22 protein-coding genes are annotated in these 26,271 nt (G+C 61.1%); 10 read left to right on the forward strand and 12 right to left on the reverse strand.

Features of this window, described 5'->3' with window-relative positions; translation table 11 throughout:
- Positions 1 to 36 precede the first annotated feature (36 nt).
- Positions 37 to 1,101 carry a Hint domain-containing protein gene (locus U3654_RS00690; protein WP_324753452.1) on the forward strand — a complete coding sequence of 355 codons (1,065 nt, stop codon included), beginning with the start codon at positions 37 to 39 and terminating at the stop codon, positions 1,099 to 1,101.
- A 123-nt stretch (positions 1,102 to 1,224) separates the two neighbouring features.
- Here U3654_RS00690 and U3654_RS00695 read toward each other — a convergent pair whose 3' ends face one another.
- The 3 genes from U3654_RS00695 to U3654_RS00705 form a co-directional block, all read right to left on the reverse strand.
- Positions 1,225 to 2,349 (reverse strand): aminotransferase class I/II-fold pyridoxal phosphate-dependent enzyme, encoded by a 1,125-nt coding sequence (locus U3654_RS00695; RefSeq protein WP_324753453.1) that lies wholly within the window; start codon positions 2,347 to 2,349, stop codon positions 1,225 to 1,227.
- Positions 2,350 to 2,364: 15 nt separating this feature from the next.
- The gene (locus U3654_RS00700) at positions 2,365 to 3,735 is read right to left on the reverse strand and encodes an FAD-binding oxidoreductase (protein WP_324753454.1); all 1,371 of its coding nucleotides are present in this window, start codon (positions 3,733 to 3,735) and stop codon (positions 2,365 to 2,367) included.
- A gap of 78 nt (positions 3,736 to 3,813) precedes the next feature.
- The gene (locus tag U3654_RS00705; RefSeq protein ID WP_324753455.1) at positions 3,814 to 5,370 is read right to left on the reverse strand and encodes an ABC transporter substrate-binding protein; all 1,557 of its coding nucleotides are present in this window, start codon (positions 5,368 to 5,370) and stop codon (positions 3,814 to 3,816) included.
- Between the two features lie 182 nt (positions 5,371 to 5,552).
- On the opposite strand from U3654_RS00705, the gene U3654_RS00710 reads away from it, so the two are divergent.
- From U3654_RS00710 to U3654_RS00720, 3 genes are all read left to right on the forward strand, one after another.
- Positions 5,553 to 6,458: a LysR family transcriptional regulator gene (locus tag U3654_RS00710; protein ID WP_324753456.1), complete on the forward strand. Its 906-nt coding sequence runs from the start codon at positions 5,553 to 5,555 to the stop codon at positions 6,456 to 6,458.
- A gap of 156 nt (positions 6,459 to 6,614) precedes the next feature.
- Positions 6,615 to 7,655 carry an aromatic ring-hydroxylating dioxygenase subunit alpha gene (locus U3654_RS00715; RefSeq protein WP_324753457.1) on the forward strand — a complete coding sequence of 347 codons (1,041 nt, stop codon included), beginning with the start codon at positions 6,615 to 6,617 and terminating at the stop codon, positions 7,653 to 7,655.
- 1 nt (position 7,656) lies between these two features.
- The gene (locus U3654_RS00720) at positions 7,657 to 8,829 is read left to right on the forward strand and encodes a 2Fe-2S iron-sulfur cluster-binding protein (protein WP_324753458.1); all 1,173 of its coding nucleotides are present in this window, start codon (positions 7,657 to 7,659) and stop codon (positions 8,827 to 8,829) included.
- Positions 8,830 to 8,831: 2 nt separating this feature from the next.
- Here the strand turns inward: U3654_RS00720 and U3654_RS00725 are convergent, their stop codons facing one another.
- Genes U3654_RS00725 through U3654_RS00740 form a run of 4 tightly spaced genes read right to left on the reverse strand, consistent with a single transcriptional unit; the run spans position 8,832 to position 13,343 of the window.
- Positions 8,832 to 9,887, reverse strand: coding sequence for a succinylglutamate desuccinylase/aspartoacylase domain-containing protein (locus U3654_RS00725; protein ID WP_324753459.1), 1,056 nt, complete (start codon positions 9,885 to 9,887; stop codon positions 8,832 to 8,834).
- Positions 9,884 to 11,521 carry an ABC transporter ATP-binding protein gene (locus U3654_RS00730; RefSeq protein ID WP_324753460.1) on the reverse strand — a complete coding sequence of 546 codons (1,638 nt, stop codon included), beginning with the start codon at positions 11,519 to 11,521 and terminating at the stop codon, positions 9,884 to 9,886. Before U3654_RS00730 ends, U3654_RS00725 begins: the two co-directional genes overlap by 4 nt.
- 3 nt (positions 11,522 to 11,524) lie before the next feature.
- On the reverse strand, positions 11,525 to 12,382 hold the full coding sequence (locus U3654_RS00735) for an ABC transporter permease (RefSeq protein WP_324753461.1): 858 nt from the start codon (positions 12,380 to 12,382) through the stop codon (positions 11,525 to 11,527).
- Positions 12,383 to 12,386: 4 nt separating this feature from the next.
- Complete coding sequence (locus tag U3654_RS00740) at positions 12,387 to 13,343, reverse strand: ABC transporter permease (protein ID WP_324753462.1); 957 nt, start codon at positions 13,341 to 13,343, stop codon at positions 12,387 to 12,389.
- 198 nt (positions 13,344 to 13,541) lie between these two features.
- Here U3654_RS00740 and U3654_RS00745 point away from each other — a divergent pair, with 198 nt between their 5' ends.
- Positions 13,542 to 14,231, forward strand: a complete 690-nt coding sequence (locus tag U3654_RS00745; protein ID WP_324753463.1) for a UTRA domain-containing protein — start codon at positions 13,542 to 13,544, stop codon at positions 14,229 to 14,231.
- Between the two features lie 41 nt (positions 14,232 to 14,272).
- The gene (locus tag U3654_RS00750) at positions 14,273 to 15,415 is read left to right on the forward strand and encodes an alanine racemase (RefSeq protein ID WP_324753464.1); all 1,143 of its coding nucleotides are present in this window, start codon (positions 14,273 to 14,275) and stop codon (positions 15,413 to 15,415) included.
- Between the two features lie 66 nt (positions 15,416 to 15,481).
- Here the strand turns inward: U3654_RS00750 and hutU are convergent, their stop codons facing one another.
- Genes hutU through hutI form a run of 4 tightly spaced genes read right to left on the reverse strand, consistent with a single transcriptional unit; the run spans position 15,482 to position 20,701 of the window.
- Positions 15,482 to 17,149 (reverse strand): urocanate hydratase, encoded by a 1,668-nt coding sequence (gene hutU / locus U3654_RS00755; RefSeq protein WP_324753465.1) that lies wholly within the window; start codon positions 17,147 to 17,149, stop codon positions 15,482 to 15,484.
- Positions 17,146 to 17,958, reverse strand: coding sequence for an N-formylglutamate deformylase (gene hutG, locus U3654_RS00760; protein WP_324753466.1), 813 nt, complete (start codon positions 17,956 to 17,958; stop codon positions 17,146 to 17,148). Before hutG ends, hutU begins: the two co-directional genes overlap by 4 nt.
- Positions 17,955 to 19,493, reverse strand: a complete 1,539-nt coding sequence (hutH, locus tag U3654_RS00765) for a histidine ammonia-lyase (protein ID WP_416384539.1) — start codon at positions 19,491 to 19,493, stop codon at positions 17,955 to 17,957. Before hutH ends, hutG begins: the two co-directional genes overlap by 4 nt.
- Positions 19,490 to 20,701, reverse strand: a complete 1,212-nt coding sequence (hutI, locus tag U3654_RS00770; protein ID WP_324753467.1) for an imidazolonepropionase — start codon at positions 20,699 to 20,701, stop codon at positions 19,490 to 19,492. The genes hutH and hutI overlap by 4 nt, the downstream gene beginning before the upstream one ends.
- An 87-nt stretch (positions 20,702 to 20,788) precedes the next feature.
- Here hutI and U3654_RS00775 point away from each other — a divergent pair, with 87 nt between their 5' ends.
- Positions 20,789 to 22,147, forward strand: coding sequence for a formimidoylglutamate deiminase (locus U3654_RS00775; protein WP_324753468.1), 1,359 nt, complete (start codon positions 20,789 to 20,791; stop codon positions 22,145 to 22,147).
- 70 nt (positions 22,148 to 22,217) lie between these two features.
- Here U3654_RS00775 and U3654_RS00780 read toward each other — a convergent pair whose 3' ends face one another.
- Positions 22,218 to 22,847 (reverse strand): ribonuclease T2 family protein, encoded by a 630-nt coding sequence (locus U3654_RS00780; protein ID WP_324753469.1) that lies wholly within the window; start codon positions 22,845 to 22,847, stop codon positions 22,218 to 22,220.
- Positions 22,848 to 22,994: 147 nt separating this feature from the next.
- Here U3654_RS00780 and U3654_RS00785 point away from each other — a divergent pair, with 147 nt between their 5' ends.
- The 3 genes from U3654_RS00785 (at position 22,995) to U3654_RS00795 (ending at position 26,094) form a co-directional block, all read left to right on the forward strand.
- Positions 22,995 to 23,762 (forward strand): DUF1013 domain-containing protein, encoded by a 768-nt coding sequence (locus U3654_RS00785; protein ID WP_324753470.1) that lies wholly within the window; start codon positions 22,995 to 22,997, stop codon positions 23,760 to 23,762.
- Between the two features lie 236 nt (positions 23,763 to 23,998).
- Positions 23,999 to 25,195, forward strand: a complete 1,197-nt coding sequence (locus U3654_RS00790) for a type III PLP-dependent enzyme (RefSeq protein WP_416384540.1) — start codon at positions 23,999 to 24,001, stop codon at positions 25,193 to 25,195.
- A 74-nt stretch (positions 25,196 to 25,269) separates the two neighbouring features.
- Entirely contained in the window at positions 25,270 to 26,094 is an 825-nt protein-coding gene (locus tag U3654_RS00795) for a carbon-nitrogen hydrolase family protein (RefSeq protein ID WP_324753471.1), read from the forward strand.
- Positions 26,095 to 26,271 lie beyond the last annotated feature (177 nt).

The following is a 26,271-nucleotide window of genomic DNA, read 5'->3' on the forward strand; positions in this document are numbered from 1 at the left end:
AATAATAAAAAGAAGATCGAGGCAGGATATACAAGTATGGGAACGGGCTTTCGGGGCACGCGTTTTATTCCTTTATCGCAGACGAAAGTGGACGGCTTTCAGCCGGACGCGGTCGAGCAGATAGCAGTCGGCGCAACATGGCGTTGGCACGGGCAGCCCGTGCGCGTCGACGGGCCATCGGAAATGCTGCGACTGGAAAATACGGACGGATATGGGATTAGTCGCAAGGATGCGGCGCGCATAGTGCGCCGCTTTGCTGGCGCGACCGTCAACGAAACGGGCGATTTGAGCGCGGTCGAGCTGGACAACGCGCTGCCTGACAGCAGCTTTGTCGTGACCAACGGGACGCAAAGCTACACTGTCAGTGTAATCGAATTGGGTACGGGCGCGCCGCCGCTGCTAATGTTCATCGACGTTCTGCCGCCGCAAGATACCGAAATGTGGGTGGTTCACCACACGTTGGAAGGCCCGCAGACCGCATCGACTGGCCCGGCGACGGGCGGCGTCATCTGCTTTACGCCCGGCACGCGGATCGACACGCCGGACGGCCCAAAGCTGGTCGAGGAACTACGCGAGGGCGACCACGTTCAGACCAAGGACAGCGGCGCCGAGGAAATTCAGTGGATCGGCAGCCGCCGCATGACCGGCGCGCGCCTCTTTGCGATGCCCAAGCTGCGCCCGATCCGCATCCGCGCAGGCGCGTTGGGCGGCAAACGACCGGACGAGGAACTGCTGGTTTCGCCCGAGCATCGGATGCTGGTCCAAGGTGACGTTGCGCGCACTCTTTTCAACACGCCCGAAGTGCTGATCTCGGCCAAGGATCTGGTGAACTCCGACACGATCAAGGTTGATCTGGCCGTGCGCGAGGTGACATATATCCACCTGCTGCTGCCCAGCCATCAGATCCTGTGGGCCAATGGCGTGGAAACAGAGAGCTTTCACCCCGCCAGCGTCGCCCTTTCGACGCTGGACGAGGCTGACCGCCTACGCCTGCTAGCCCGCTATCCGGCGCGGGAGCTTGAGCCGCATATCTATGGCGGCTTTGCCCGCCGCAGTCTGAGCGGCCCCGAGGCGGCGATCCTTGCGCGTGAGGCGGCCTGAACGCAAGTAAGTGTCTGTGCGTATTGAGCTAATCCTACGCCTGCCGCCATTGGCCGGGCATGGCCGGGCCATGCGCAGCTCAAAAGAGCGCCAGACCCTTTCCAAAAGCCGGGGCTAGCCAAATCACACCTGTGCTTTGGTCACGCTGTCGGGCAGAGCATCCAGAAAAATATCATTCTCAGCGCGACTTCCGATAGTGACACGGGCCCAATGTTCGAACGGCGCTTCTTGCCAGCCCTTGATCAAAACCCCCTTGCCGCGCAGGTGTTCGGCGAGGTCACGTGCCGGGGCGTGCGTGTCAAAGAAGACGAAATTGGTCTGGGTGGGCGCGCAGGGGTAGCCTTTTGCCTCAAGCGCGGCAGACACCCTTTTGCGTTCGGTCGTCGCCAGATCGACGACACGGGCCAGATGGGCGTGGTCCTTAAGCGCCTCGGCAGCGGCAGCAGCGGCCATCGCGTTGACCCCGAAAGGATTGCGCGTTTTCATCAACGCCTTGATCAATAACGGATCGCTGGCGATCCCGTAGCCGATCCGCGCGCCCGCAAGGCCATAGGCCTTGGAGAATGTCCTTAGAACGATGGATGGCTGCCCGGTTTCGGCCAGTATTCCGAGCGCGTCAAAACGCTCGCCCGGTTCGATGAACTCGACATAGGCCTCGTCAAAGCAGATCAACGTGGCGGGATCGGTCTGTGCAATGACTGCCCGGAACTCCTGTTCCGATATGGCCGGCCCGGCGGGGTTGCTGGGGGACGAGAAAATCAGGACGCGCGGTTTGCTGCGCAGAGCCTCGCACAGTCCGTCAATCGGAAAGGTCCAGTCGGCGTTGAAAGGCACCTTGGTGACGGTTGCACCGAATGTCAGCGCGCCGAATTCATGCAGGCCAAAGCTGGGGCAGATCGTCACCACATGATCCTGCGGGCGGATAATGGCGCGAAACAGCGCGCCGATCAGATCCTCGGACCCGTTGCCGATGATGACGCGGCTTGTGTCTGTGCCAAGCGCGCTGGCGATCGTCCCCCGGAGGGCGCTGTTCGCGGCATCGGGATAGCGCGCCACGCCTGTTGCGGCCTCCTGCATCGCCTTGATTGCGCGCGGTGAGGGGCCAAGGGGGCTCTCATTACTGTCCAGCTTGGCCAGGCAGTCGATGCCGTAAGTGGCCTTGAACCGATCCAGCGCAAGGCCTGCGTTGTAGTCGGGTAGGTCGCGGACCTCCTTGCGGATCAGGCCGTGAGGGAAAGGTGCGGGCATGGGGTATCCTTGAAGCTAAAGATCAAAAATCTTGCCGGGGTTCATTATGTTCTCGGGATCGAGCGCGCGTTTGATACGGGCCATCACATCCAGCGCCGGGCCATGCTCGGCGGGCAGATAGGCCTTTTTACCCAGACCGACACCGTGTTCGCCGGTGCAGGTGCCGCCCATCTCGATGGCCATCTCGACAAGGCTTTTGTTGATATGCTGCGCCTCGCGCGTCTCACTTTCGTCGGCAGGATCATAGAGCAGCACCAGATGAAAATTCCCGTCACCCACATGACCGACTAGGGGGGCCAAGATCGAAGTCGTGGCGATCACCTTCAGAATGGCGCTGATGCAGGCGGGCAGTTGCGAGATGGGCACGCAGACATCCGTCGAGATGCCCTTGATTCCGGGCCGCAAGGCGCGCGCCGCATAGAGCGCATCGTGGCGGATACGCCAAAGCCGCGAGGCGGCCTCGGCAGTCTCGGCACAGTCAAAGCGGCTTGCATCCCCCGCGAGATCCTTGAGAACTGCCATGTCATGTTCGACCGCCGCGTTTGAGCCTGTAAGCTCAATCCACAGCGTCGGATGCTCTGGCAGGTCAGATTTGGAATAGCTGTTGATGGCCTTCATTTGCAGGCCATCGGCCAGCTCAATCCGGTTCAGGCAAAGGCCGCATTGAAGGGCCATGACAACGGTCTGGGTGGCGTCCTCGATGGAAACAAAGCTGCACATCGCGGTCTGCGACGCCTCGGGGATGCCAAAGAGGCGCAATGTCAGCTCGGTAATGATACCCAGCGTACCTTCTGAGCCGATCATGAGCCGGGTCAGATCGTATCCCGCTGACGATTTGCGCGCACGGCCGCCGGTCTTGATGATTGCGCCATCCGGCATCACCACAGTCAGCCCCAGCACCAGATCGCGCATGGAGCCGTAGCGCACGGTGGTCGTTCCTGACGCGCGCGTGGCCGCCATGCCGCCTAAGGTCGCATGAGCGCCAAGGTCCACGGGAAAAAACAGACCCGTTGCGCGCAGATGTTCGTTGAGAGCCTGCCGGGTCACGCCGCATTGAACGGTGCAATCCATGTCTTCGCCCTTGACCGACAGGATCGCGTCCATCGCAGACAGATCAATGCTGATGCCGCCGTGTGGCGCGTGGATCTGTCCTTCGATGGACGATCCCGCGCCAAAGGGGATGACCGGCACGCAATGCTTGGTGCAGATGCGCAGTACGTCCGATACTTCTTGTGTGGATTGCACCATCACGACGGCGTCCGGCCATTGGGGCGCTAGGTGGCTTTCGCCGCTACCGTGGTGCTCGCGCGCGGCATCCGACGTCAATAGCCGGTCGGCGAAGTGCGGGCGCAAAGCGTCAAGAAGGGCGTTTAGGCTGTCGGTCATATGGGGCCGTTTTCCAAGGGTCTGACACCAGAACGGGCCGCCGTCGCCAGCGGCCCGTCAAATTTTGCGTGCCTTGGATCAGGCGTTGAACCACCAACGTTCGCCGCAACGATTGCCGTCCAGATCCCAATCGCCCGAGATTTCGTCGGGGGCCGAGACCTTGGTGGATTTCGCGTCCAGAAAGTCAGCCCAGACCGGAGCGATCATGCCGCCCTCTTCGGACAAAATGGACTGGCATTCATAGTATAGCTCGCGCCGTTTCGCATCGTCCTTTTCCGAGCGGGCTGCGATCAAGGCGACGTTGAACGCCTCATTATCCCAATTGGTGGCGTTGTAGCCGCCCAGAGACTCGCGGGAGTATGCCAGCGACAGCATCAGGTCCTCATTGGCACGTCCCGACCAGCGCGATGCAAAGAACGGCTTCTTGCCCCAGATGTTGGACCAATACCCGTCTTCCGGCTCGCGCGAGACGTTGATTGTGACGCCTGCGGCTGCCGCATGTTCGCTAAATAGCTGTGCGGCATCGACGGCCCCGGTAAACGGTGTGTTCGACGCATGAAGCGTGGTTGTCAGGCCTTCTGCGCCCGCCTCCTTCAACAGCGATTTCGCCTGTTCGGGGTCATAGCTGTGCTGCGCGATGTCGGGATTGTGGTACTGGTATGCAGCGGAGATCGGCTGATCGTTCGCGATCGAGCCGTATCCGTTCAGAACCTTGTCGACCATGTCCTGACGGTTGATCGCCAGTTTCATCGCCTTGCGCACGCGCACATCCGAAAACAACGGGTCGGTCGTCATCATGCTAAAGCAGTAATGCACCTTGCCCTGCGTCTGGACCAGATCGATGCCCGGCATGACTGCCATCAGGTTGGCGGTCGTGGGATCGACTGAATTCATTACGTCAATCTCGCCGGTTTGCAGCGCCGTAGTGCGGGCATTCACGTCCCGAATCGCCAGCATATGGATCGAGTCGAAATGCGCGCGGTCCGATTTCCAATAGTTGGGGTTCTTGGTGACGATGGATTTGATGCCCGGCTCATAGGTTTCCAGAATGTAACCGCCAGTGCCGATACCGGCATCAAAATTCATGTCGTCCGCAGGGACGATCGTCATGGTCGTCAGGGCCAGAACCGGTGGGAATCCGGCATTCGGTCCGTGCAGGGTGATTGTGACCTCATCGGGGGCAGTGGCCTGCACATCCTTCATCACGGCCGCGAGGGTTTTCGTTTGCGAAATGCTCTGCTCGCCCCGGTGCAGGTTGATCGAGAACACCACATCATCGGCATCCATCGTCTTGCCGTTGTGGAATTCGACGCCTTGACGCAGTTTGAAGGTCCAGACCGTCAGATCGTCGTTCGATTCCCAACTGGTCGCCAGTTCAGGCACCAGAACACCGCCGGCGCCGATTTCGATCAGGTTGTTGCGCAGCTGCCATTGCAGGTTTTGCATGAACTTGGTCTCATTGACTTGCGGATCCAGCGTTTCGCCGGAGTCAAAGCTACCGATGCCAAGGCGAAGTGTGCCGCCCTGCGACGGCGTCGCTGCGCGCAATGGTTGACCAGAAAGCCCCAGCACCGCTGTTGCCCCCAACGCGCCCGCGCCCAGCAAAAGACCGCGTCTGTTTGTCGAAAATGCCATGTAGTTCCCCCTTGTTCTGCAGCCGCTTGATAGCGCTACACGTGGCATCGCCATGTGGCTTGCCATTATGTCTAATGTTATTATGATAAATTATGACATAAGCGTATGACAAATCAGAATTGCAGGAACACTCTTTAGGGTTTCTAAATCGAGCCTCCCTGTACAAACCATATAGGCAAGCTATGCAATCGACCCTTCCCCCCCTTCGTGCGCTTCAGGCTTTCGAGAGCTTTGGACGGCTGGGATCAGTGACCGCCGCCGCCAAGGAGTTGGGCGTGACCCCCGGTGCTATCAGCCAGCAGATCAAGATCCTTGAGACGCAGTTGAAAATGCCGCTGATTTTAAAGGATGGGCGGCGGGCATCGCTGGCGCCCACGGCACTATCCTATCATGAAGTGCTGTCAGCGGGGTTCGGCAAGCTGCATCAGGCGCAGCACTTGTTGTCACAACACAGGGCCGATCTGGATGTTCAGATATCGGGGTTGCCGACCTTGCTGCTAAAATGGCTGAACCCTCGGCTGCACCGATTTGAAACCTCTCACGGTCAGGCATCAATCCGCCTTGAGGCCACGCATGTCGAGCCGGACCCGCAGTTTTTGAATCACATGTTTCGGCTGACCTACGGGACCGCTTCCGAGGTGTTCCCCCACGTGCGCGCATTATTTCACGACGTTTGCTTTCCGGTCTGCTCGCCTCAGTTCCTAGAAAAAAACCCCGCAGCGGCGGACCCGGCCACTTTGTCGTCCGTGCCGTGGATCGATATCGACTGGGGCCCGGCCTATGCCAGCGTCCCGCGTCTGGGGGACTGGCTGACCACCCAGGGATTGCCGCCGCCCAGCACAAAACCAGTGTCGGTTCATTCGCTGTCCGGCTCGGCACTCGAGGCTGTGGCCGGGGGGCAGGGGATCGCGCTGGCCCAATCCTCGTTCGCGTCGATGGACCTGAAGCTAGGGCGACTGGTCCGGCTGTCGGACCACTCCATAAAGATGCCCGAGCCCTATTTCATTTGCTGGGCGCCCGTGATGCTGGAAAACGAAACGTCGCGGAATTTTCTGAACTGGATCCTGTCCGAAGCGCGCGATGGATAGAGTGACGCGTTTCAAGCTTAGCCGAGGCACAGTCTAAACTTGTAACGCTTTAGGAAATCTAAACAACCGACGACCAAATGGTCGTTTTTTTCCGGCTTGGGCCTTTGTATAACACCATCAATCTCAGCCACGTAAAAATGTCAGCTAGGAATTCAGATGTTCTTGAAAAACGCATGGTATGTCGCCGCCTGGAGCGATGAGATCGTGGGCGAATTGCAGCAAGTCAAAGTGCTGGGCGAAAAGATCTGCATGTTCCGCAATCAGCAGAACGAAGTCATCGCGATGGAGGATGCCTGCCCCCATCGCAAGCTGCCCCTGTCCAAGGGGCGGATCAAGGGTGACACGGTGGAATGCGGTTATCACGGTCTGACATTTGATTGCGCGGGGCAGTGCGTCTGGGCACCGGGCGGAGGGCGCATCCCGTCGGCGGCGCGCGTGCGGCCCTATCCGGTGCATGAGAAATACGGGCTTGTCTGGATCTGGATGGGTAATGCCGCCATCGCCGATGCTGAAGACATCATCGACATCCCCAATTTCGACAGCCCTGAATGGGGCATGAATCGCGGCGCCGCGATGGAGCTGAACTGCAACTATCTGCTGATGTGCGACAACCTGCTCGATCCGACGCATGTGGCCTGGGTCCATGAAACGTCCTTTGCCTCGGCCGAAACCAAGGATGCTCCGCTACGCGTGACCAAGACTGACACTGGCGTCATCGTGCATCGCTGGATGATGGATCACGAGCCGGCGCCGTTTTACAAGAAGGTCGTCGAGTTCGAGGGCAATTGCGACCGCCTACAACATTACGAGGTGCGCTACCCCAGCCACGCGCTGATCCGTGCGGTGTTCACCCCTGCGGGCACGGGGGGTGTCGATGGGACGCTGCATGAAAATACGTTCGTAATGGACAGCTACAACTTCATGACGCCCACGACCGAGACCGAAACCCGCTATTACTGGTTCCAGCTTCGCAACATCCGGCCCGACGACGAAGAACTGTCCAAGATGATGAGCGAGGACGTGCGCGGAGCCTTTGAAGAGGATCGCGCGGTTCTGGATCAGGTACAGATCGGCATGTCCGAGAAAACCTCGCCGCATATCGATCTGGGCATCGATGCGGGCCAGTTGCGATTCCGCCGCCAACTGGAGGCGATGATCGCAGAAGAAGCGATGGTCGACGCAAAGATGAGCCAGTGAGATGACGCAGGGCTTTCGCGTATTCCGCGTCGCAGACAAGGTCCGCGAGAGCGAAATTATCACCTCCTTCTATCTGGAACCGACAGATGGCGCGCCGGTCTGGACGGTCAAGCCGGGTCAGTATCTGACCCTGCGTGTTCCGAACGCCGAAGGGACCATTCTCAAGACCTACTCAGTCTCGTGCGATGCATCCGAGGCGCGCCACCACCGTATCACGGTCAAGCGTGAGGCAGGCACGAATGGTGCCCCCGATGGGATCGGGTCATCCTGGCTGCATGACCGCATCGAGATCGGCGACGAGATCGACATCGCTGCCCCGCGCGGCACGTTTTATCTGAACGAGGACAGCAGCCGCCCGGTGTTGCTGCTGTCCGGCGGAGTCGGGCTGACGCCGCTGGTTTCGATGCTGCACCGATTGCAGGCCAGCGGCCGGGACGTCTATTTCCTGCATGCCTGCGAGAATGGGCAAGTTCATGCGCTGCGCGACGAAGTTCTGTCATGTGAAAATGACCGGACCCGTCCGCTATTCGTCTATCGCGCGCCCAGCGGTGCGGACCGCGACGCGGGCCTGTTTCATGCCGAAGGGATGATCGACAAGGCCTTTTTGCAAACGCATGTGCCAATCGGCGACTACGACGCCTACATCTGCGGGCCGACGCCGTTCATGGCGGCAATGTATCAGCTTTTGTTGGAGCTGGGCGTGCGCAAAAGCCAAATCGCCTATGAATTCTTTGGCAAGGCAACCACGCTTGAGGCGCTGGTCGAAAAACCTGCTGCTGTCGCGCCGTCCAAAGCGGCCTCGCGTGCGGCGCCGACCATTCAGGCGTTGACCTTCCTCACGGACCCGGATGCTTGGGCTGCCGACGACAGTGCCGCTGAGACCGTGGCGGAGACTGCCCTGAAAAACACCACCGCGCCCAACGGCGACGTGACATTCCGCAAATCGGGTGCCTCGGCAGAGTGGGATGGCTCGGCGGGATCGTTGCTGGAATTGGCGGAAAATGCAGGGCTGAACCCCGATTTCAGTTGCCGCGCGGGGATCTGCAATACCTGCAAATGCGGCCTAATCGCGGGCGAGGTCGAATATTTCGAAGACCCGCTGATTCCGCCCGAAGCCGGTCAGGTGCTGATCTGTTGCGCACGGCCCAAAGGCGCCGTGGTGTTGGATATCTAAAGCTACGGCGCTTGGGCCAAAAGTGCGTCCAGCGCCGCGGCCGAAAGTTCGGGACAGATTACACAGAGATGATCGCCCGGCGCCACGATCGCCCCGGCGCGCAGAATTGCGATGATCCCGGCTGTTGTTGCGCACAGATCGTGTGGCGCAGCGTCCAGCCGGTAGAGATTGCGCAATCGTGCCACCGGCTGACCGGCTTGCACCGGTGCGCCGATCGTGACCAAAGGCTCGACCAATCCGTGGTCTTGTGCGACTACGGCATCGGCCTGTTCTCCAAGGTCAAGGAACCGCGTTTGCGACGCTGGGATCATTCCCAGCCGCTGCGCGGCGTCTGCGCGCAGGACGCAGGTATGAACCAGAATGCGCAGCACCCCTTGCCATCCCGCCTCCAGCGAGCAAAGCGAAACCTTGCCTTCGCCGCCCAGTTCGCAGGACAGCATCGCGCAGCCTGCGGCATGGGCGGATTCGTCGAAGTCGCCGGGCGTGTCGCTGACTGGCACGACCATCGCGTTTGGCAGGCCCATCGCAGTGGCCAGATCGCGGGTCTGGACGTTACGGGCAGGATCAGGCGACAGGCACAGATAGGCCGCATCCAGATAATTGGTGCCGGTGCCGCCAGAATGAAGGTCGATGGCCACATCCGCCAGCGGCATCAGCTGTGTCGCGACAAAGCCCGCAATTTCGCGCGTCGGCCCGCCAAAGGCCTGACCGGGAAACGAGCGGTTCAGATTGCCGCCATCCAGCGGTGACACCCGGCTGACCCCTTGGACCGCTGGCATGTTGAGGGCGGGCGCAAGGATCAGACGTCCGGCCATGTCGCTTTCCTCAAGCCTCTCGAACAGGCGGCGCACGATGATCTGGCCCTCGTATTCGTCACCGTGGTTTCCGGCGCACACCAATGCTGTCGGCCCATCGCCGCCCCGGATCACGCCCAAGGGGGATTGGATGGTCGAAAAGGCAATCTGATTGTCGGAATGGGACAGCCCGAAACTGCCCGCGCGTTTGCCGGGGGTTGCCATATCAAGGTCTGATTTCACCGTTCCGAAACGCAAGCTCATGGCTGATCCTCGGTATTCAGAATGTCGCCGCGCTCTTCCAGCAGTTCGGTCAGCCAATCAGGGTCCATTTCGGGAACCGATGACAGCAGCAACTCGGTGTAGGGTTCATGGGGCGGCGAAAAGATTTCGTCCTTGGGCCCTTGCTCGACGATGACGCCGTTTTGCATCACGACGACCGTATCCGCGATCGAGCGCACTGTCGCCAGATCATGTGTGATGAACATATAGGTCAGGTTCATTTCCCGTTGCAGCCGATCCAGCAGGCGAAGGATGCCTTCGGCGACCAGCTGATCCAGCGCTGATGTGACCTCATCGCAGATGATGAATTCAGGCTCGGCGGCCAAGGCGCGCGCGATGCAGATCCGCTGCTTTTGACCACCCGACAGCTCGGACGGCAGGCGGTCGATGAACTCATCTGGGTCAAGCTCGATCAGGGTCAGCAGTTCGCGAATGCGGGCCTCTTTGGCCTTGCCCTTCAGCCCCAGAAAAAATGTCAGCGGGCGACCGATGGTCTCGCGTATTCGGTGCTTGGGGTTCAGTGCCGTATCCGCCGACTGGTGGATCATCTGGACGTGGCGTTGCAAGTCGGGCGAGCGTTGCCTGCTGGATTTCGGCAGCGGCGTGCCGTCGAATTTGATCTGTCCCTCCGACGGGGGCAGCAACCCCATGACCACCCGCGCCAAGGTCGATTTGCCCGACCCGCTTTCGCCGACGATGGCAACGGTGCTGCCGCGTGCGATTGTCAGGCTGATGTCATTCAGAACTGCAACCGGCCCATATCCGGCAGTGACGTTCGCGATCTCAAGCAGGGGCTTCGTGCCCTCCTCTTGCGGCGGCATGGGGGCACGGCGGAACTCGCGGACGGCCCAGAGGGATTTGGTGTATTCCTCTTGCGGGGCGGACAGCATCTGACGCGCCGGGGCCTCTTCGACCTCATCACCGCGCAGCAGAACCTTTATCCGGTCTGCCATCTGCGCCACGACGGCCAGATCGTGGGTGATGTAGATTGCAGCGGTATTGTATTCGCGCACAATGTCGCGGATGGCGGCCAGAACCTCGATCTGGGTGGTAACGTCCAGCGCAGTCGTGGGTTCGTCAAAGATGATCAGGTCGGGACGGCAGGCCATCGCCATCGCGGTCATTGCGCGCTGCAATTGGCCGCCCGATACCTGATGCGGATAGCGAAAGCCGATTTCTTCGGGGTTGGGCAGCCGAATCTTGCGATAGAGATTGACCGCATCCGATTGCGCTTCGGCGCGGCTCATGACGCCGTGTTTGACCGGACCCTCGCAATACTGGTCGATCAGCTTGTAGGCCGGGTTGAACGCGGCGGCCGCCGATTGTGCGACATACGCGATGCGCGCGCCGCGCAATTGGCGCAGGGTCTTGTTTGATGCGCCAAGCAGCTCTTGGCCGTCAAAGTTGATCGACCCGCTGCTGATCCGGCAACCGCCCTTGGTATAGCCCATCGCAGCCAGACCGAGCGTCGATTTTCCCGCGCCACTTTCGCCGATCAGGCCCAGAATTTCGCCGCGATTCAGCGTGAGGTCGACGCCATTGATGATCGGCTTCCACTGGCGATCCGACCATCCTTCGATCCGGATATCGGTCATTTTTAAGAGCAGGTCGGCCATGCGCTACTCCCTTATCCCGGAGGACATGTGCAAAATCCAGTCGACCACAAGGTTGACGCCGATTGTCAGCAGGGCGATGGCCCCCGCGGGCAGCAAGGGGGCAAGCCCGAATGTGGCGGATTGCCATGTGGCAAAGTTGGCGAATGAGATCAGCTTGGCGCTTTCGCGCACCATGCCGCCCCAATCGGCGGTTGGTGGCTGGATGCCAAGGCCGAGGAACGACAGTGCCGAGATGAACAGGAACACAAAGCAGAACCGCAATCCGAACTCAGCGATCATCGGGGCGGCCGCGTTCGGCAGCACCTCCTTGCGGATCAACCAGAGCAGGCCCTCGCCGCGCATCCGGGCGACCTCGATATAGTCCATCGTCAGGATGCCCTGCGCGACGGCGCGGGACAGCCGGAAAACGCGCGTGCTGTCCAATACCGCGATCACAAGGATCAGCGCCAGAACCGAGGTGCCGGTAATCGTGAGGATCAGCAGGGCAAAGATCAGCGGTGGGATCGCCATCAGCACATCGACGACCCGCGCGGTAATCGCGTCGAACCAACCGCCAATGGTCGCCGCCAGCAGGCCGAAGGTGGCACCCAGAAAGAACGCCAGCGCCGTCGTGGCCAGGGCGATCCCGACGGTGTTGCGCGCGCCATAGATCAGGCGCGACATCACATCGCGGCCCAATGCATCGGTGCCAAGGTAGTGTGGCGCGCTCCAGGGGCTATATTGCGAACCGACCGACGCGCTTTCGGGGAAAGGCGCAAACAGCGGGGCGCCAATCGCGAGAACCGCGTAGAAGACCACGATCCCGATGCCGATCCATGCGGAAACCGGCGCGTCTCGCAGGTTATGAAGCAAGCTGTGCATGGTGTTACCTCGGATGCATGAGGCGGGGGTTCGCGATGATCGACAGGATGTCAGCCGTCAGATTGAGCAGGATGTAGGTGGCCGCAAAGATCAGACAGGCCGCCTGCACCACGGTCACATCCCGGTTCGAAACTGAATCCACAAGGATCTGTCCAAGACCGGGATAGACAAACACGACTTCGACCAGAACGACGCCGACGATCAGATAGGCAAGGTTGAGGGCGATCACGTTGATGATCGGGGCGAGGGCATTCGGCAGCGCATGGACCGCGATGACACGCCAACGCTTCATCCCCTTTAGATGCGCCATCTCAATATAGGGCAGCGCCAGAAGGTTCAGAATGGCCGCGCGCGTCATCCGCATCATGTAGGCCAGAACGATCAACGTCAGCGTCATCGCGGGCAGGAAGGTGCGATAGAGCCGCTCGGCGAACCCTGCGCCAATATCAATGCTGGCGAGGCTGGGGAACCACCCCAGACCGACCGAGAAGACCAGGATCAGGATGTAGGCGATAAAGAACTCGGGAAACGAAATCGCGGCCAACGTCGAACTGGACAGCATCCGATCGAATACCGAGCCGTTATAAAGTGCGGCCAACATGCCCGAGACAACTGCGATCGGCACGGCAATCGCGGCGGCATATCCCGCGAGGAAAAACGTATTCGCCGCTCGCTGGCCGATCAGTTCCGAAATCGGGCGCTGGTTGGCCAGCGAAAGTCCGAAGTCACCTGTGAGGGCACCCCCCAGCCAAGCGAAGTAGCGCACATGCAGCGGGCGGTTCAGGTCGTATTTCTCACGAAAAGCGTTGAGGCTTTCTTCGGTGGCGGCCTGACCCAACATCTCGGTCGCGATGTCACCGGGCAGCAATTCAATCGCCGCAAAGATGATGACCGTCACGACGAGCAAGGTCAGAAAGCCGACCATCAGTCGTTTGAGAATGATGAACAGAATTGAATTCATCTAGGTCACTATTGTCCACATAAAGGCTGTTATGTCTAGATTTATAATCGCCGACCGTGTTCAAGTATACGATGGCAAGCGTAGGTAGTCTGTCTGAATGTTTAGATTTTCTGTGCCGGTGGGTGCGGCAGTGGTCTTGGATCGACATTAAGCATAGAGTATACTGATATATATGCAGGCTTAATGAAGGCGCGTGCCATGAAGGCCACCTACAGGGATGTAAAATCCGACATCCTGTCGAAAATTACCAAAGGGGATTGGGGGCCCGGTAGCTTGATCCCCAATGAGATTGAGTTGGCCGGGATTTATGGCTGCGCCCGTGCGACGGTTAACCGCGCGATGCGCGAGCTGGCCGATGATGGTATCATTGAGCGCCGCCGCAAGGCCGGTACACGTGTGCGCGCCAGTCCGATCCGGCAAGCACGGTTCGACATTCCGCTGGTGCGCCGCGAGATTGAGGACAAGGGTGCCGAATACCGCTATTCCCTTGCCAACCGCGCGGTTGAGGAGGCCCCAGACTGGCTACGCGCGCGGCTCAAACTACCGGCAGGTGGCAAGGCGCTGCACCTTGTCTGCATGCATTACGCGGATGGCGATCCCTATCAGCACGAAGACAGATGGATCAATCTGGCGGCGCTGCCACAGGCAGAAGACGCTGATTTTTCGCAGGTGGGACCGAATGAATGGCTGGTTGCGACCATCCCGTTTTCGGATGCCGAAATCAGTTTTTCCGCGGGTTTGGCAGATCGGGAACTGTCCGACTACCTGGCCGGTAAAATTGGCGATCCGGTTTTTACCATTGAGCGGTCCACTTGGTGGGAAGGTCAGGCGATCACCTACGTAAAATTGGCCTATCGACCCGGCCACCGCATGACGACGCGCTACTGATCGTCGCGCAAAAACTCTCCGATTTCTAGGAACCAAGCGCCATGAATGATCCCCGACTTGCCCCTTTGACGACGCCATGCCTTTTGCTGGACGAAGGCAAAATGAAGCGCAACATTGACCGGCTGGCCAAACATGCGGCCCAACTGGGCGTGGCAATGCGGCCTCATCTGAAGACCGCAAAATGCGTCGAGGTCGCGCGCCATGTTCTGGCAGGTGGCACTGGGCCGGCAACAGTGTCGACACTGGCCGAGGCCGAGGTGTTCGCGGCAGCGGGCATCAATGACATCGTTTATGCCGTGGGGATCGGCCTCAGCAAGCTGGAGCGTGTGCTGGATCTGCACCGCGCGGGCTGTCGGTTGACGGTGCTGTTGGATTCGGTCCCTCAGGCGCGTGCCGTGGCAGAGGCCTCGCGCGCGGCGGGCATCGCCATTCCGGCGATGATCGAAATCGACAGCGACGGGCACCGCAGCGGGCTAAGCGCAAATGATCCCGAATTGATCGAAGTCGGGCGCATTCTGCATGAAGAGGGTGCCGAGCTAAGCGGCGTTCTATGCCACGCGGGTCAAAGCTATGGCGCGGTCGGGCGCGAGGCGCAGGCGGAATCCGCCGAGGTTGAGCGTCTGGCCGTCGTCACCGCCGCCGCCGCATTGCGCGAGGCCGGTCTGCCATGCCCGATTGTCAGCGTCGGATCGACACCGACCGCCCACGCCGCCAAGGATCTGAGTGGCGTGACTGAACTGCGCGCGGGCGTCTATGTGTTCTTTGATCTGGTCATGGCCGGGATCGACGTGTGCCGTGTCGATGATCTTGCCCTGTCGGTTCTGACGACCGTTATTGGCCATCAGGCAAAACAGGGCTGGGTGATGGTCGATGCTGGCTGGATGGCCATGTCGCGCGATCGTGGCACCGCAGGCCAAGCAGTCGATCAGGGGTATGGCCTAGTATGTGATGAGGCCGGGAACCCGTTGGAGGACCTCATTGTCATCCAGACCAGTCAGGAGCATGGGACAATCGCGGTGCGCCCCGGCTCGGGTGCGGCGATGCCGGATATTCCGGTCGGCATGCGCCTTCGCATTTTGCCCAATCATGCCTGTGCGACCGCAGCCCAGCATCAGCGCTATCATGTGCTGCCCGAGCAGGCCGGTGCGCCCTTGATGGTTTGGGAGCGGTTCGGCGGCTGGTAGGCCTCTGAAACGAAAACCGCCGCTGACCTTGCGAGGACAGCGGCGGAAATTTAAACGGCGCGGATATTACAGAATGCCCGGCAGGTTCAGCCCGTTTTCGCGGGCGCACTCCTTGGCGATGTCGTACCCTGCGTCCGCGTGGCGCATGACGCCGGTCGCGGGGTCATTCCACAGCACGCGTGCAATGCGGCGGTCCGCATCCTCGCTACCGTCGCAACATATCACCATGCCGGAATGCTGGGAAAAGCCCATGCCGACGCCGCCGCCATGATGCAGCGACACCCATGTCGCCCCCGACGCAGTGTTGAGCAGCGCGTTCAGCAGCGGCCAGTCCGACACCGCGTCCGAGCCGTCTTTCATCGCTTCGGTTTCGCGGTTTGGTGACGCGACCGAACCAGAGTCCAGATGATCGCGGCCAATGACGATGGGCGCGCTGAGTTCGCCATTGCGCACCATTTCGTTGAAGGCCAGACCCAGCTTATCGCGCACGCCCAGACCAACCCAGCAGATGCGGGCGGGCAGGCCCTGAAACGCGATCCGCTCGCGCGCCATGTCCAGCCAGTTGTGCAGGTGCGTATCTTCGGACAGGATCTCTTTGACCTTGGCGTCGGTCTTGTAGATATCCTCGGGGTCGCCCGACAGGGCCGCCCAGCGGAACGGGCCGATGCCCCGGCAGAACAGCGGGCGGATGTAGGCGGGAACGAAACCGGGGAACGCGAAGGCGTTTTCCAGCCCCTCTTCCAACGCCATCTGCCGGATGTTGTTGCCGTAATCCAGCGTCGGCACGCCAGCGTTCCAGAAATCAACCATCGCGGCGACTTGCACTTTCATAGATGCACGCGCGGCCTTTTCCACAGATTTGGGATTGCTTTCACGCTTTTCCTTCCATTCGCCCATCGTCCAGCCCTGCGGTAGGTAGCCGTTGATCGGATCGTGAGCCGAGGTTTGATCGGTCACCATATCGGGGCGCACGCCGCGCTTGACCAGTTCAGGGAACACGTCGGCGGCATTGCCCAGAAGGCCGACTGATTTAGCCTCGCCCGCCTTGGTCCAGCGCTCGATCATCTCCAGCGCCTCGTCCAGCGTCTCGGCGCGTTCATCCACATATTTGGTGCGCAGGCGGAAATCGATGCTGTCGGGGTTACACTCGACCGCCAGACAGCACGCCCCGGCCATCACGGCGGCCAGCGGCTGTGCGCCGCCCATGCCACCCAGACCGCCGGTCAGAATCCACTTGCCGGTCAGATCGCCGTCATAATGCTGGCGACCCGCCTCGACAAATGTCTCGTAGGTGCCTTGCACGATGCCTTGGGAACCGATGTAGATCCACGACCCGGCGGTCATCTGGCCGTACATCGCGAGGCCCTTTTTATCGAGCTCGTTAAAGTGATCCCATGTCGCCCAATGCGGCACCAGATTGCTGTTGGCGATCAGGACGCGCGGCGCGTCCTTGTGGGTCTGGAACACGCCGACCGGCTTGCCGGATTGCACCAGCAGGGTCTGATCCTCTTCCAGATCCTTGAGGCTAGCGACAATGGTGTCGAAATCCTGCCATGTGCGCGCCGCACGGCCGATGCCGCCATAGACAACCAATTCATGCGGGTTTTCGGCAACATCTGGATGCAGGTTATTCATCAGCATCCGCATCGGCGCCTCGGTCATCCAGCTTTTGGCAGTGATTTCACTGCCAGTCGCAGGATAGACGTCGCGGGTGTTCTTGCGTGGATCGCTCATGGTTTGCCTCCGGGGGCCAGAGTTGAGGTGAGGGCCAGATCGGCCAGATTGGTCAATATTGCAGTCAGATGCTCTCGCAGCCTTGCGGCCTTGGCGTCGTCATAGGTCCAAGGCGCGGCCTCGGCGATGAGGTAGGTGGATTGGGCCAATTCCATCTGAATGGCATGGATGCCGGAGTCGGGCTGCGCGTAGTGCCGTGTGGTCCATCCGCCCTTGAACCGACCGTTGGTGACGCTGCTATAGCCCTCGGCGGCGGTACAGATCTTTTCGACGATTGCCTCGATAGCGGGATCGCAGGTTGTGCCAACATTTGTACCGATGTTGAAATCGGGCAGGATTCCGTCAAAGAGATAGGGGATATTCGACCGGATTGAGTGGCAATCGTACAAGATCGCGATGCCATGAATGTCGCGCACCCGATCAAGCTCGGCCTTGAGGGCGGCGTGATAAGGGGCGTGAAATGCCGCACGGCGCGCCTCAACGGCTTCGGCGTCCGGGGCATTTTTCCAGATGTCGTTGCCGTCAAAATCCGTCAGCGGGACAAGGCCGGTGGTGTTCTGCCCCGGATATAGCGACGCGCCCGACGGGTCGCGGTTGGCATCGACGACATAGCGGTGAAACGTCGCCCGCACCGTCGACGCACCCGGCAGGACGCCGTCATATAGGCGGTCAATATGCCAGTCGGTGTCGTCCAGACCGCGCCCGCGCGGGTTCAGATCCCCAAGGATACCCTCTGGCACATGAGTGCCGGTGTGGGGCAGACCCAGAACGATGGGGCTGTCGCCGCGATGCACCTCGACCGGGGTCATGCCGATAGCTCCGGCATTTGAACGCCGGCTACTTCGGCAATGACGCCGCTGGTCACCAGGTCGGCTGCGCGCTCCAGGTCAGGGGCAAGATACCGGTCGTCGCCCAGCGTTTTGACATCCTGGCGCAGGCGGCTCACAACCCGCTGCAAGGCGTCGCTGGTGGCCAGAGGGGCGCGGAAATCAATGCCCTGCGCACCGCAGAGCAATTCGATTCCAACGATGCGGTTCAGGTTTTCCAGCATCGGCCCCAGACGCCGCGCACCATGCGCGGCCATGCTGACATGGTCCTCCTGATTGGCGGAGGTGGGGGTGCTGTCGGTGACGCAGGGGTTCGCCAGATGCTTATTCTCGCTCATCAGCGCGGCGCTCGTGACCTCGGCGATCATGTAGCCGGAATTGAGGCCTGGGTTGGGCGTCAGGAACGGCGGCAGGTTAAAGCTGAGGACCGGATCGACGATCAGGGCCACACGGCGCTGCGCGATTGCGCCGATCTCGGCCACCGCCAGCGCGATCATATCGGCGGCGAAACCTACCGGCTCGGCATGGAAGTTCCCGCCCGAGACGATCAGATCGGCACCCACCAGCACCAGTGGGTTGTCGGTGGCGGCGTTCGCCTCAATCTCGAGCGTTCGGGCGGCCATGCGCAAAACGTCCATTGCGGCACCCGTCACCTGCGGCTGGCAGCGGATGCAATAGGGATCCTGCACGCGGGCATCGTCGATGACATGGCTCTCGCGGATCTCGGACCCGGCCAGCAGGGCGCGCATGGTCTCGCCCGCTTCGATCTGGCCGCGATGGCCGCGCAGCGCGTGAATTTCGGGCTGGAGAGGGGCGGTCGAGCCCATGATCGCATCGGTCGAGAGCGCTGACGTCACCAGCGCCGAATGCGCCGCACGCCATGCGCCGAAAAGGCCGGCGAGGGCAAAGGCGGTTGAGAACTGAGTGCCGTTGATCAGGGCCAAGCCCTCTTTTGGGCCCAGTTCCACCGGCGTCAGTCCGGCGGCGGCAAGCGCCTTGTCCCCGCTCATAACCTTGCCGTCGAACTCGGCTTCGCCGTGGCCCATCATCGCCGCGGCCATGTGCGCCAGCGGGGCCAGATCGCCGGACGCGCCGACCGATCCTTGGGCCGGAATGACGGGCGTGACGCCCTTGTCCAGCATGGCCTCGATCAGATCGACCACCTCAAGACGCACGCCGGATGCACCGCGCCCAAGGCTGAGCAGTTTCAGCGCCATCAGAAGCCGCGCATGGCGGCGCGGGATCGCAGGACCGACGCCGCAGCAATGTGACAGGATCAGATTGCGCTGTAGCGTGGCGGTATCCTTGGACGCGATCTGAACGCTGGCCAGTTTACCAAAGCCTGTGTTCACACCATAAACGGCATCCGTTCCGGCCACCGCCTTGGCGATGCAGGCATGCGCCCGCTCAATATCGGGACGGCAGGCAGGATCAAGGCGCACCGACGCCTCGGTCCAGTAGACATCGGCCAGATGATCCAGAGTGACTGCGCCGGGCGTCAGGGTGAGTGTGGTCACGAGGTGCCTCCGAAAATGCGGGTGTGAAGCGGGTTAAAGCCGATGCGATAGGCCAACTCAGCAGGGTGTTTGATGTCCCAGACTGCCAGATCAGCGCGCTGTCCGGGCGTGACCTGCCCGCAATCGGTCAGGCCAAGGGCCGCCGCGGCGTGGCGCGTGACGCCGGTCAGCGCCTCTTCGGGCGTCATGCGAAATAGGGTGCAGGCCATGTTCATGGTTAGCAGCAGCGACGTCATGGGCGACGAACCGGGGTTGCAATCGCTGGCCAACGCCATCGGCACGCCATGTTTGCGCAGGGCGTCGATCGGCGGTGCCTGCGTTTCGCGCAGCGTATAGAAGGCACCCGGCAGAACGACGGCAACTGTCCCGGCCTTGGCCATCGCGATTACGCCGTCCTCGTCCAGATATTCGATATGATCCGCCGACATCGCGCCATAGGATGCAGCCAGTTTGGCACCACCAAGGTTCGAGAGTTGCTCGGCATGCAGTTTCAGCGGCAGGTTCAATTCCTGTGCGACGTCAAAGACACGCGCGATCTGGTCCGGCAGAAACGCGATCCCCTCGCAGAATCCGTCGACGGCGTCGACCAGTCCTTCGTTGTGGGCCGCGCGCAAGGTGGGGATGCACATGTCGTCGATATAGGCGTCCGGGCTGCCCAGATACTCGACCGGCACAGCGTGCGCGCCGAGGAAGGTTGTCAAGACCCGCACGGGACGGTGCTGCTCCAGTGCGCGGGCGGCGCGGAGCATGCGCAACTCAGTCTCGCGGTCCAGCCCGTAGCCGGATTTGACCTCTAAAACCGTGACACTTTCGGCCAGCAGCGCATCGACGCGGGGCAGTGCGCTGGCGATCAGCGCATCAAGGTCGGCCGCGCGGGTGGCCGTCACGGTCGACACGATACCGCCGCCAGCGCGCGCGACCTCTTCGTAGCTTGCCCCGTTCAGACGCATTTCGAACTCCACGGCGCGGTCACCGCCATGCACGACATGGGTGTGGCAATCGATCAGGCCCGGAGTGACCAGACGCCCGCCAAGGCTATCGCGCGTCAAGCCCGCGTGTTCCGCGGGCAGATCGACCAGTGGTCCAACCCACTCGATCTGCGCGCCGTTGGTGACGATCGCCGCATCCTCGATCAAGCCGTAGGCAGTCTCGGAGGGGGTCATCGTCGCGACGGTCAAATCAACGTAGAGCTTGCTGTTGTCAGTCATATCTGGTCACCGAAGGCTTAGGTTTCACTTTTCTAGCGCGCATGAATACTCTATATGTCTATACATAAAAATACGAAAGGCCGTCAAATGATTTTCGCAAAGCAAGCTATGCTATCGACAGGATGGGCGCAGAACGTTCGTCTGACAGTCAATTCCGGGGTAATCACTGCCGTCGACGCCGATCAGACGTCGCAGCCCGGCGACGTGATAGTCGATACCTTGCTGCCTGCGCTCGCCAATCTGCACAGCCACAGCTTTCAGCGTGCGATGGCGGGGATGACGGAATATCGCATGGCGGGCAAAGACAGCTTCTGGACATGGCGTGACCTGATGTATCGCTTTACCGCGCATCTGACGCCCGAGCATATCGAGGCCATCGCCGCCTTTGTCTTTCTTGAAATGCAAGAGGCCGGCTATGCCAGCGTCGGCGAATTTCACTATATCCACCATCAGCCGGGCGGCACGCCCTACGATGATCTGGGCGAACTGTCGTCGAGGATTGCTGCGGCTGCTGCGATCACCGGCATCGGCCTGACGCATCTGCCGGTTCTTTATACTTATGGCGGTGCGGGGCAGGTGGCGCTAGAGCCGGGTCAGGCGCGGTTTGGCAATTCGGTGGATCGCTTTAACGAGCTGGTCGCGTGCGCCCAGAGAGCCGTCAGCAAACTGCCAGCGGATTGCCGTGTCGGCATCGCGCCGCATTCCTTGCGCGCCACGTCGCCCGATGATCTGGCGGCGGTTCTGCGCGCCCATCCCGCCGGCCCAACCCATATTCACATAGCCGAGCAACCCAAGGAGGTCGCGGATATTTCCGCTTGGCTTGGCGCGCGTCCTGTCGAGTGGCTGTTGGACAACGTCGACGTCACAAATGACTGGTGCCTGATCCACGCAACGCACATGACGACAGGCGAGACGCGCGATATGGCTAGGTCAGGTGCGGTTGCGGGGCTTTGCCCGATTACCGAGGCTAACCTAGGCGATGGTCCGTTCAACGGCCCGGCCTATCTAGAGGCGGGCGGCGCATTTGGCATCGGATCGGACTCCAACGTGCTGATCTCGCTGACGGAAGAGTTGCGCACGCTGGAATATTCCCAACGCCTGCGCGACGTGGCCCGCAACGTGATGGTCGTCGGTGAGGGGTCCGTCGGTGAGGTGCTATATACCGGTGCCGCACGCGGAGGGGCGCAGGCACTGGGGCGCGCAAGCGGAGAGATCGCCGTGGGTCAATTGGCCGATCTGGTGGCCATCGACAGCGCGGACCCGGCCCTTTGTGCCTTGCCGACCCATCAGCTTCTGGACGGGCTTGTCTTTGCCGCCAAGGACCGGATCGTGACGGATGTCTGGTCGGCCGGCCGCCATGCGGTAAAAGGGGGCCGCCATGTTCAGCGGGACCAGATCGTCGACGGTTATCGCTCGGCAATGCAAAGCCTGATGGCATCGCTCTGATCCCGATTCCGGACGAAGATTTCCAGAACGGCGGCGCCATCGCCCTGTCCGCCTCGGTTCGCCCGCCGCGTCAACGAATGGGATCAAGCAGCGCGTCTTTCAGGCGACAATCACGCACGACGTCCTGCCCGCAAGGCACCGGATCGAGCGCGCGTGACAGGCAGAGGCGCGCTTCTTGGATGCGGCTGTTCTGACAGGTGATCGTCAGCATGTCAGGGCCCCAGCCGGGGTTCGCCCTTAGAAAGGCGTCTTCGACGACGCTGGCGGGCAGGGTGACGGGCTGGGTCAGCTTGGAAAAAACCTCTGGCCGGTTCACGCGCTCAAACGCCTCACGGGCGAGCGCGTAGTAGGCGGCTGCGCTTAACCCCGTGCAACGTCCGTGTTTTTTCCACTGATACCAGGCCAGACCGCCGCTGCCCATGATGTCGCTCATCGCTTCGGTCATGCTGCGCGATGGTGGGCGCTGGGCGGTGGGGCAAAAGGTGGGCCAGCCGCGATGATATTGCGGCCATAGGCCATGCAGGCTCCAGCCCGCATCAGCGGTTTTGCTACATTCCGGTGCGGCCCGCGCATCGCCCGTTAACGCACACCATGTCGGTGTCCAGCTAAGGCTGAGCACGTAATAGTCGAACTCCCCCGCCTTTTCGCCATCTGCACTTGCCATGGTGCAGCTCATCAGCAGGATCAGGAGGGCGCGCATATTTCTGTCTTTCCAAATCGCATAATCGGCACTATACAGCGGCCAAGTTTCCCGACAATGGCGACCCGCTCCGGACAATTTCGGAGCCTCCTGGAGACAGGGGACGAGGAAGGCATGTGCGGAACGGATACGTTTAGGAGATTTCATATGGCGAAACCACTCATGGCAAAGGCCACCGCCGTCTGGCTGGTGGACAACACGACGCTCAGCTTCAAGCAGATCGCGGATTTTACCGAGATGCACGAGCTAGAGGTGCAGGGCATTGCCGACGGCGATGTGGCGACAGGCGTCAAAGGGTTCGACCCAGTTGCCAACAATCAGCTGACGCAGCAAGAGATCGACGACGCCGAAAAGAACCCCGCTCACAAGCTAAAGCTCAAGCATAACGCCGCCGCCGAGGGCGAGGAAAAGCGCCGTGGCCCGCGTTACACTCCGCTCAGCAAGCGTCAGGACCGGCCCGCGTCGATCCTGTGGCTGGTCAAGTTCCACCCCGAGCTGGCTGATAGCCAGATTTCCAAACTGGTGGGCACGACCAAGCCGACCATTCAGGCGATCCGCGAGCGCACGCATTGGAACATCTCGAACCTCCAGCCCATCGATCCCGTCGCGCTGGGCCTTTGCAAGCAATCCGAGCTGGACGCCGCCGTGCAAAAGGCCTCGGCCAAGAAGGCCCGCGAAGGCGAGTCGATGAGCGACGATGACCGTCGCAAACTGCTGAGCACCGAGCAGAGCCTTAGCAGCGGCGACGAGCAAAAGATGCCGACCGCCATCGAGGGTCTGGAAACCTTCACGCTGGGCGAGGCCGAGCCGGAGGTCACTGAAAAGCAATATGATGCTGACAGCCTGTTCAAGCAGCCCAAAGACGCGGATGATGAGGGTGAAGACGAGGACAAGAGCAAGGACAAAGACAGCTAAGCCGAGCCCATATGTGACCAGAAATCCGGCCCGCACCCGCGTGCCGGATTTTTTTATGCAAACCATGCGATTACCGCTTGCGTGAATCGCGAAACGCTATAAATGCCGATTTCAAGACGCCAACGCACGCGCCTCTGGCCGGTCAGCCATTCTGAGTTGACCTCCGGTTTATGTAGCGACGGTAACGTCTCTGACTGCCGATCCCCCCGAATGAAACCGGGGCTGTCCTTTTGGAGATGACCATGACCGCTATGATCCCCGGCACCCTGCGTGCCGACACCGTATCCCTGTCCAGCGCGGACTTCCTGTCCGATCCTGCCGCCTCCTTCATCGCGTCGCGCACGTTCGATCGCCCCACGCTGGTCGTCAGCCGTGCGCGCGTGACGGCACAGTATGACGCGCTGGTCGCCGGTCTGGGCGACGCCCGCATCCACTACGCCGTCAAGGCGAACCCGGCGCCCGAAATCATCCGCCTGCTGGTGCAAAAAGGCGCGCGTTTCGACGCCGCCAGCCGGGGCGAGATCGAGCTGTGCCTGTCTCAGGGCGCATCAGGCGCTGACATTTCATTCGGCAACACCATCAAGAAACCTGCCGATATCGCCTATGCACACGCGCATGGCGTGACTCTGTTCGCCGCCGACAGCGAGGCCGAGATCGACAAGCTGCGCGCCCATGCGCCCGGCGCGCAGGTCTATCTGCGCGTGATTGTCGAGAATTCGTCCGCCGACTGGCCGCTTAGCCGCAAGTTTGGCTGCGCGCGCTCTGCTCTGGCGGGCCTGATGGACTATGCCCAGCAGCACGGTGTCGACGTTGCGGGCCTGTCGTTCCACGTCGGCAGCCAGACGCGTCGCCCCGAATTCTGGAACCCCGTGCTGGACCAGATCGCCGAGCTGTGGATCGCCGGCCGCGCCGCTGGTCACGACCTGCGCGTGCTGAACCTTGGTGGCGGCTTTCCGGCCACCTACGAAGAGGATGTGATGGGCGCGCAAAGCTATGCCGCCGCCGTCATGGACGCCGTGGCTGAGCGGTTCGGCGATGTGCCCTACATCATGGCCGAGCCGGGCCGTGGTTTGGTCGCTGAGGCGGGTCATATCGTTGCCGAGGTGCTGCTGGTGTCGCGCAAGTCGGCGGATGACATGCACCGCTGGGTCTACCTTGATATCGGCATGTTCTCGGGTCTGGCCGAAACGATGGGCGAGGCGATCCGATATCGCATTGAAACGCCTCATGACGGTGGCGAGACGGGTGCCTGCATTCTGGCCGGGCCGTCCTGCGACAGTGCCGACATCCTTTATGAGCAGCGCCCCGTCATGCTGCCACTGGCGCTGAACTGCGGCGATCGCGTCGTGATCCGTCATTGCGGTGCATATACCAGCAGCTATTCGTCGGTTGGCTTTAATGGGTTTCCGCCGCTGGATGTGGTGGTGATCTGACGGTTCCCGCCCGCTTGCAACAGATGGCGACACTGGCCTAGGCTGGCCCTGACTGCTAGTACAGGAGCCTGCCGATGCCTCGCCCCCTCAATATTGCCTGCCTGCAACTCAGGCCCATGCCGACTATGGAGGCAGCGCTGGACGAGCTGCTGCCACTGGCCGAAAAGGCGGTGGCAGGCGGCGCGCAGATACTGTTCCTGCCCGAGTATTGTGGCGGATTGCGCACTGACGGGCCTGCGGTGGCGCCGCCCTCAGCCGCCGAGGACGACCATCCATTTTTACGCAGGATGCGGGAATTCGCGGCGAAGAATAGCGTCTGGATCAACCTCGGCTCCATCGCCGTCGATGGCCCGGACGGGCGGATCATCAACCGTGGTTTCATGCTGGCGCCGGATGGCGAAATTACCGGACGGTATGACAAGATCCATCTGTTCGACATTCAGCTGTCCGGCGATGAGGTCTACCGCGAAAGCGATCGGGTCGATCCCGGCACCTGCGCCGTGATTCATGACACGCCGCTGGCACGGGTGGGGCACACGATCTGTTATGATCTGCGCTTTGCGCATCTCTTTCGCAGCCTGGCGCAGGGCGGGGCCGAGATAATGGCCTGTCCCGCTGCCTTTACCGCCAAAACGGGCGCGGCGCATTGGCATGTGCTGAACCGCGCGCGCGCGATCGAAACGACACGCTTTGTCGTCTCGGCCGGGATGACGGGGCCGGTCCCCGGAGGTGGCGAGACCTATGGTCATTCGCTGATTGTCGACCCTTGGGGCGAGGTTCTGGCGGATGCGAGCGAGGGGCCGGGCGTGATCACGGCACAGATCGATCTGGACCTGATCGGCCAGACCGAGGCGCGGATTCCGAGCCTGATGAATGACGTGGATTTCGCGCGTGCCTAAGAGAATTCCGGGAAGCCCCAACGCCTTCGGCGAGAGTATTTTAAAGCGTTTCGACATATTCTTGAATCATGACAATATGTCGAAACGACCACGACATATAAACGTTGCGCGCGTTTCGAGCTCAAGTTGTATCTCAATTTGAACACGAAACGCTTTGGGAACGATGAAAGGATAGGC

The sequence above is a fragment of the Roseovarius sp. Pro17 genome (assembly GCF_035599575.1).
Taxonomy (GTDB): Bacteria; Pseudomonadota; Alphaproteobacteria; order Rhodobacterales; family Rhodobacteraceae; genus Roseovarius.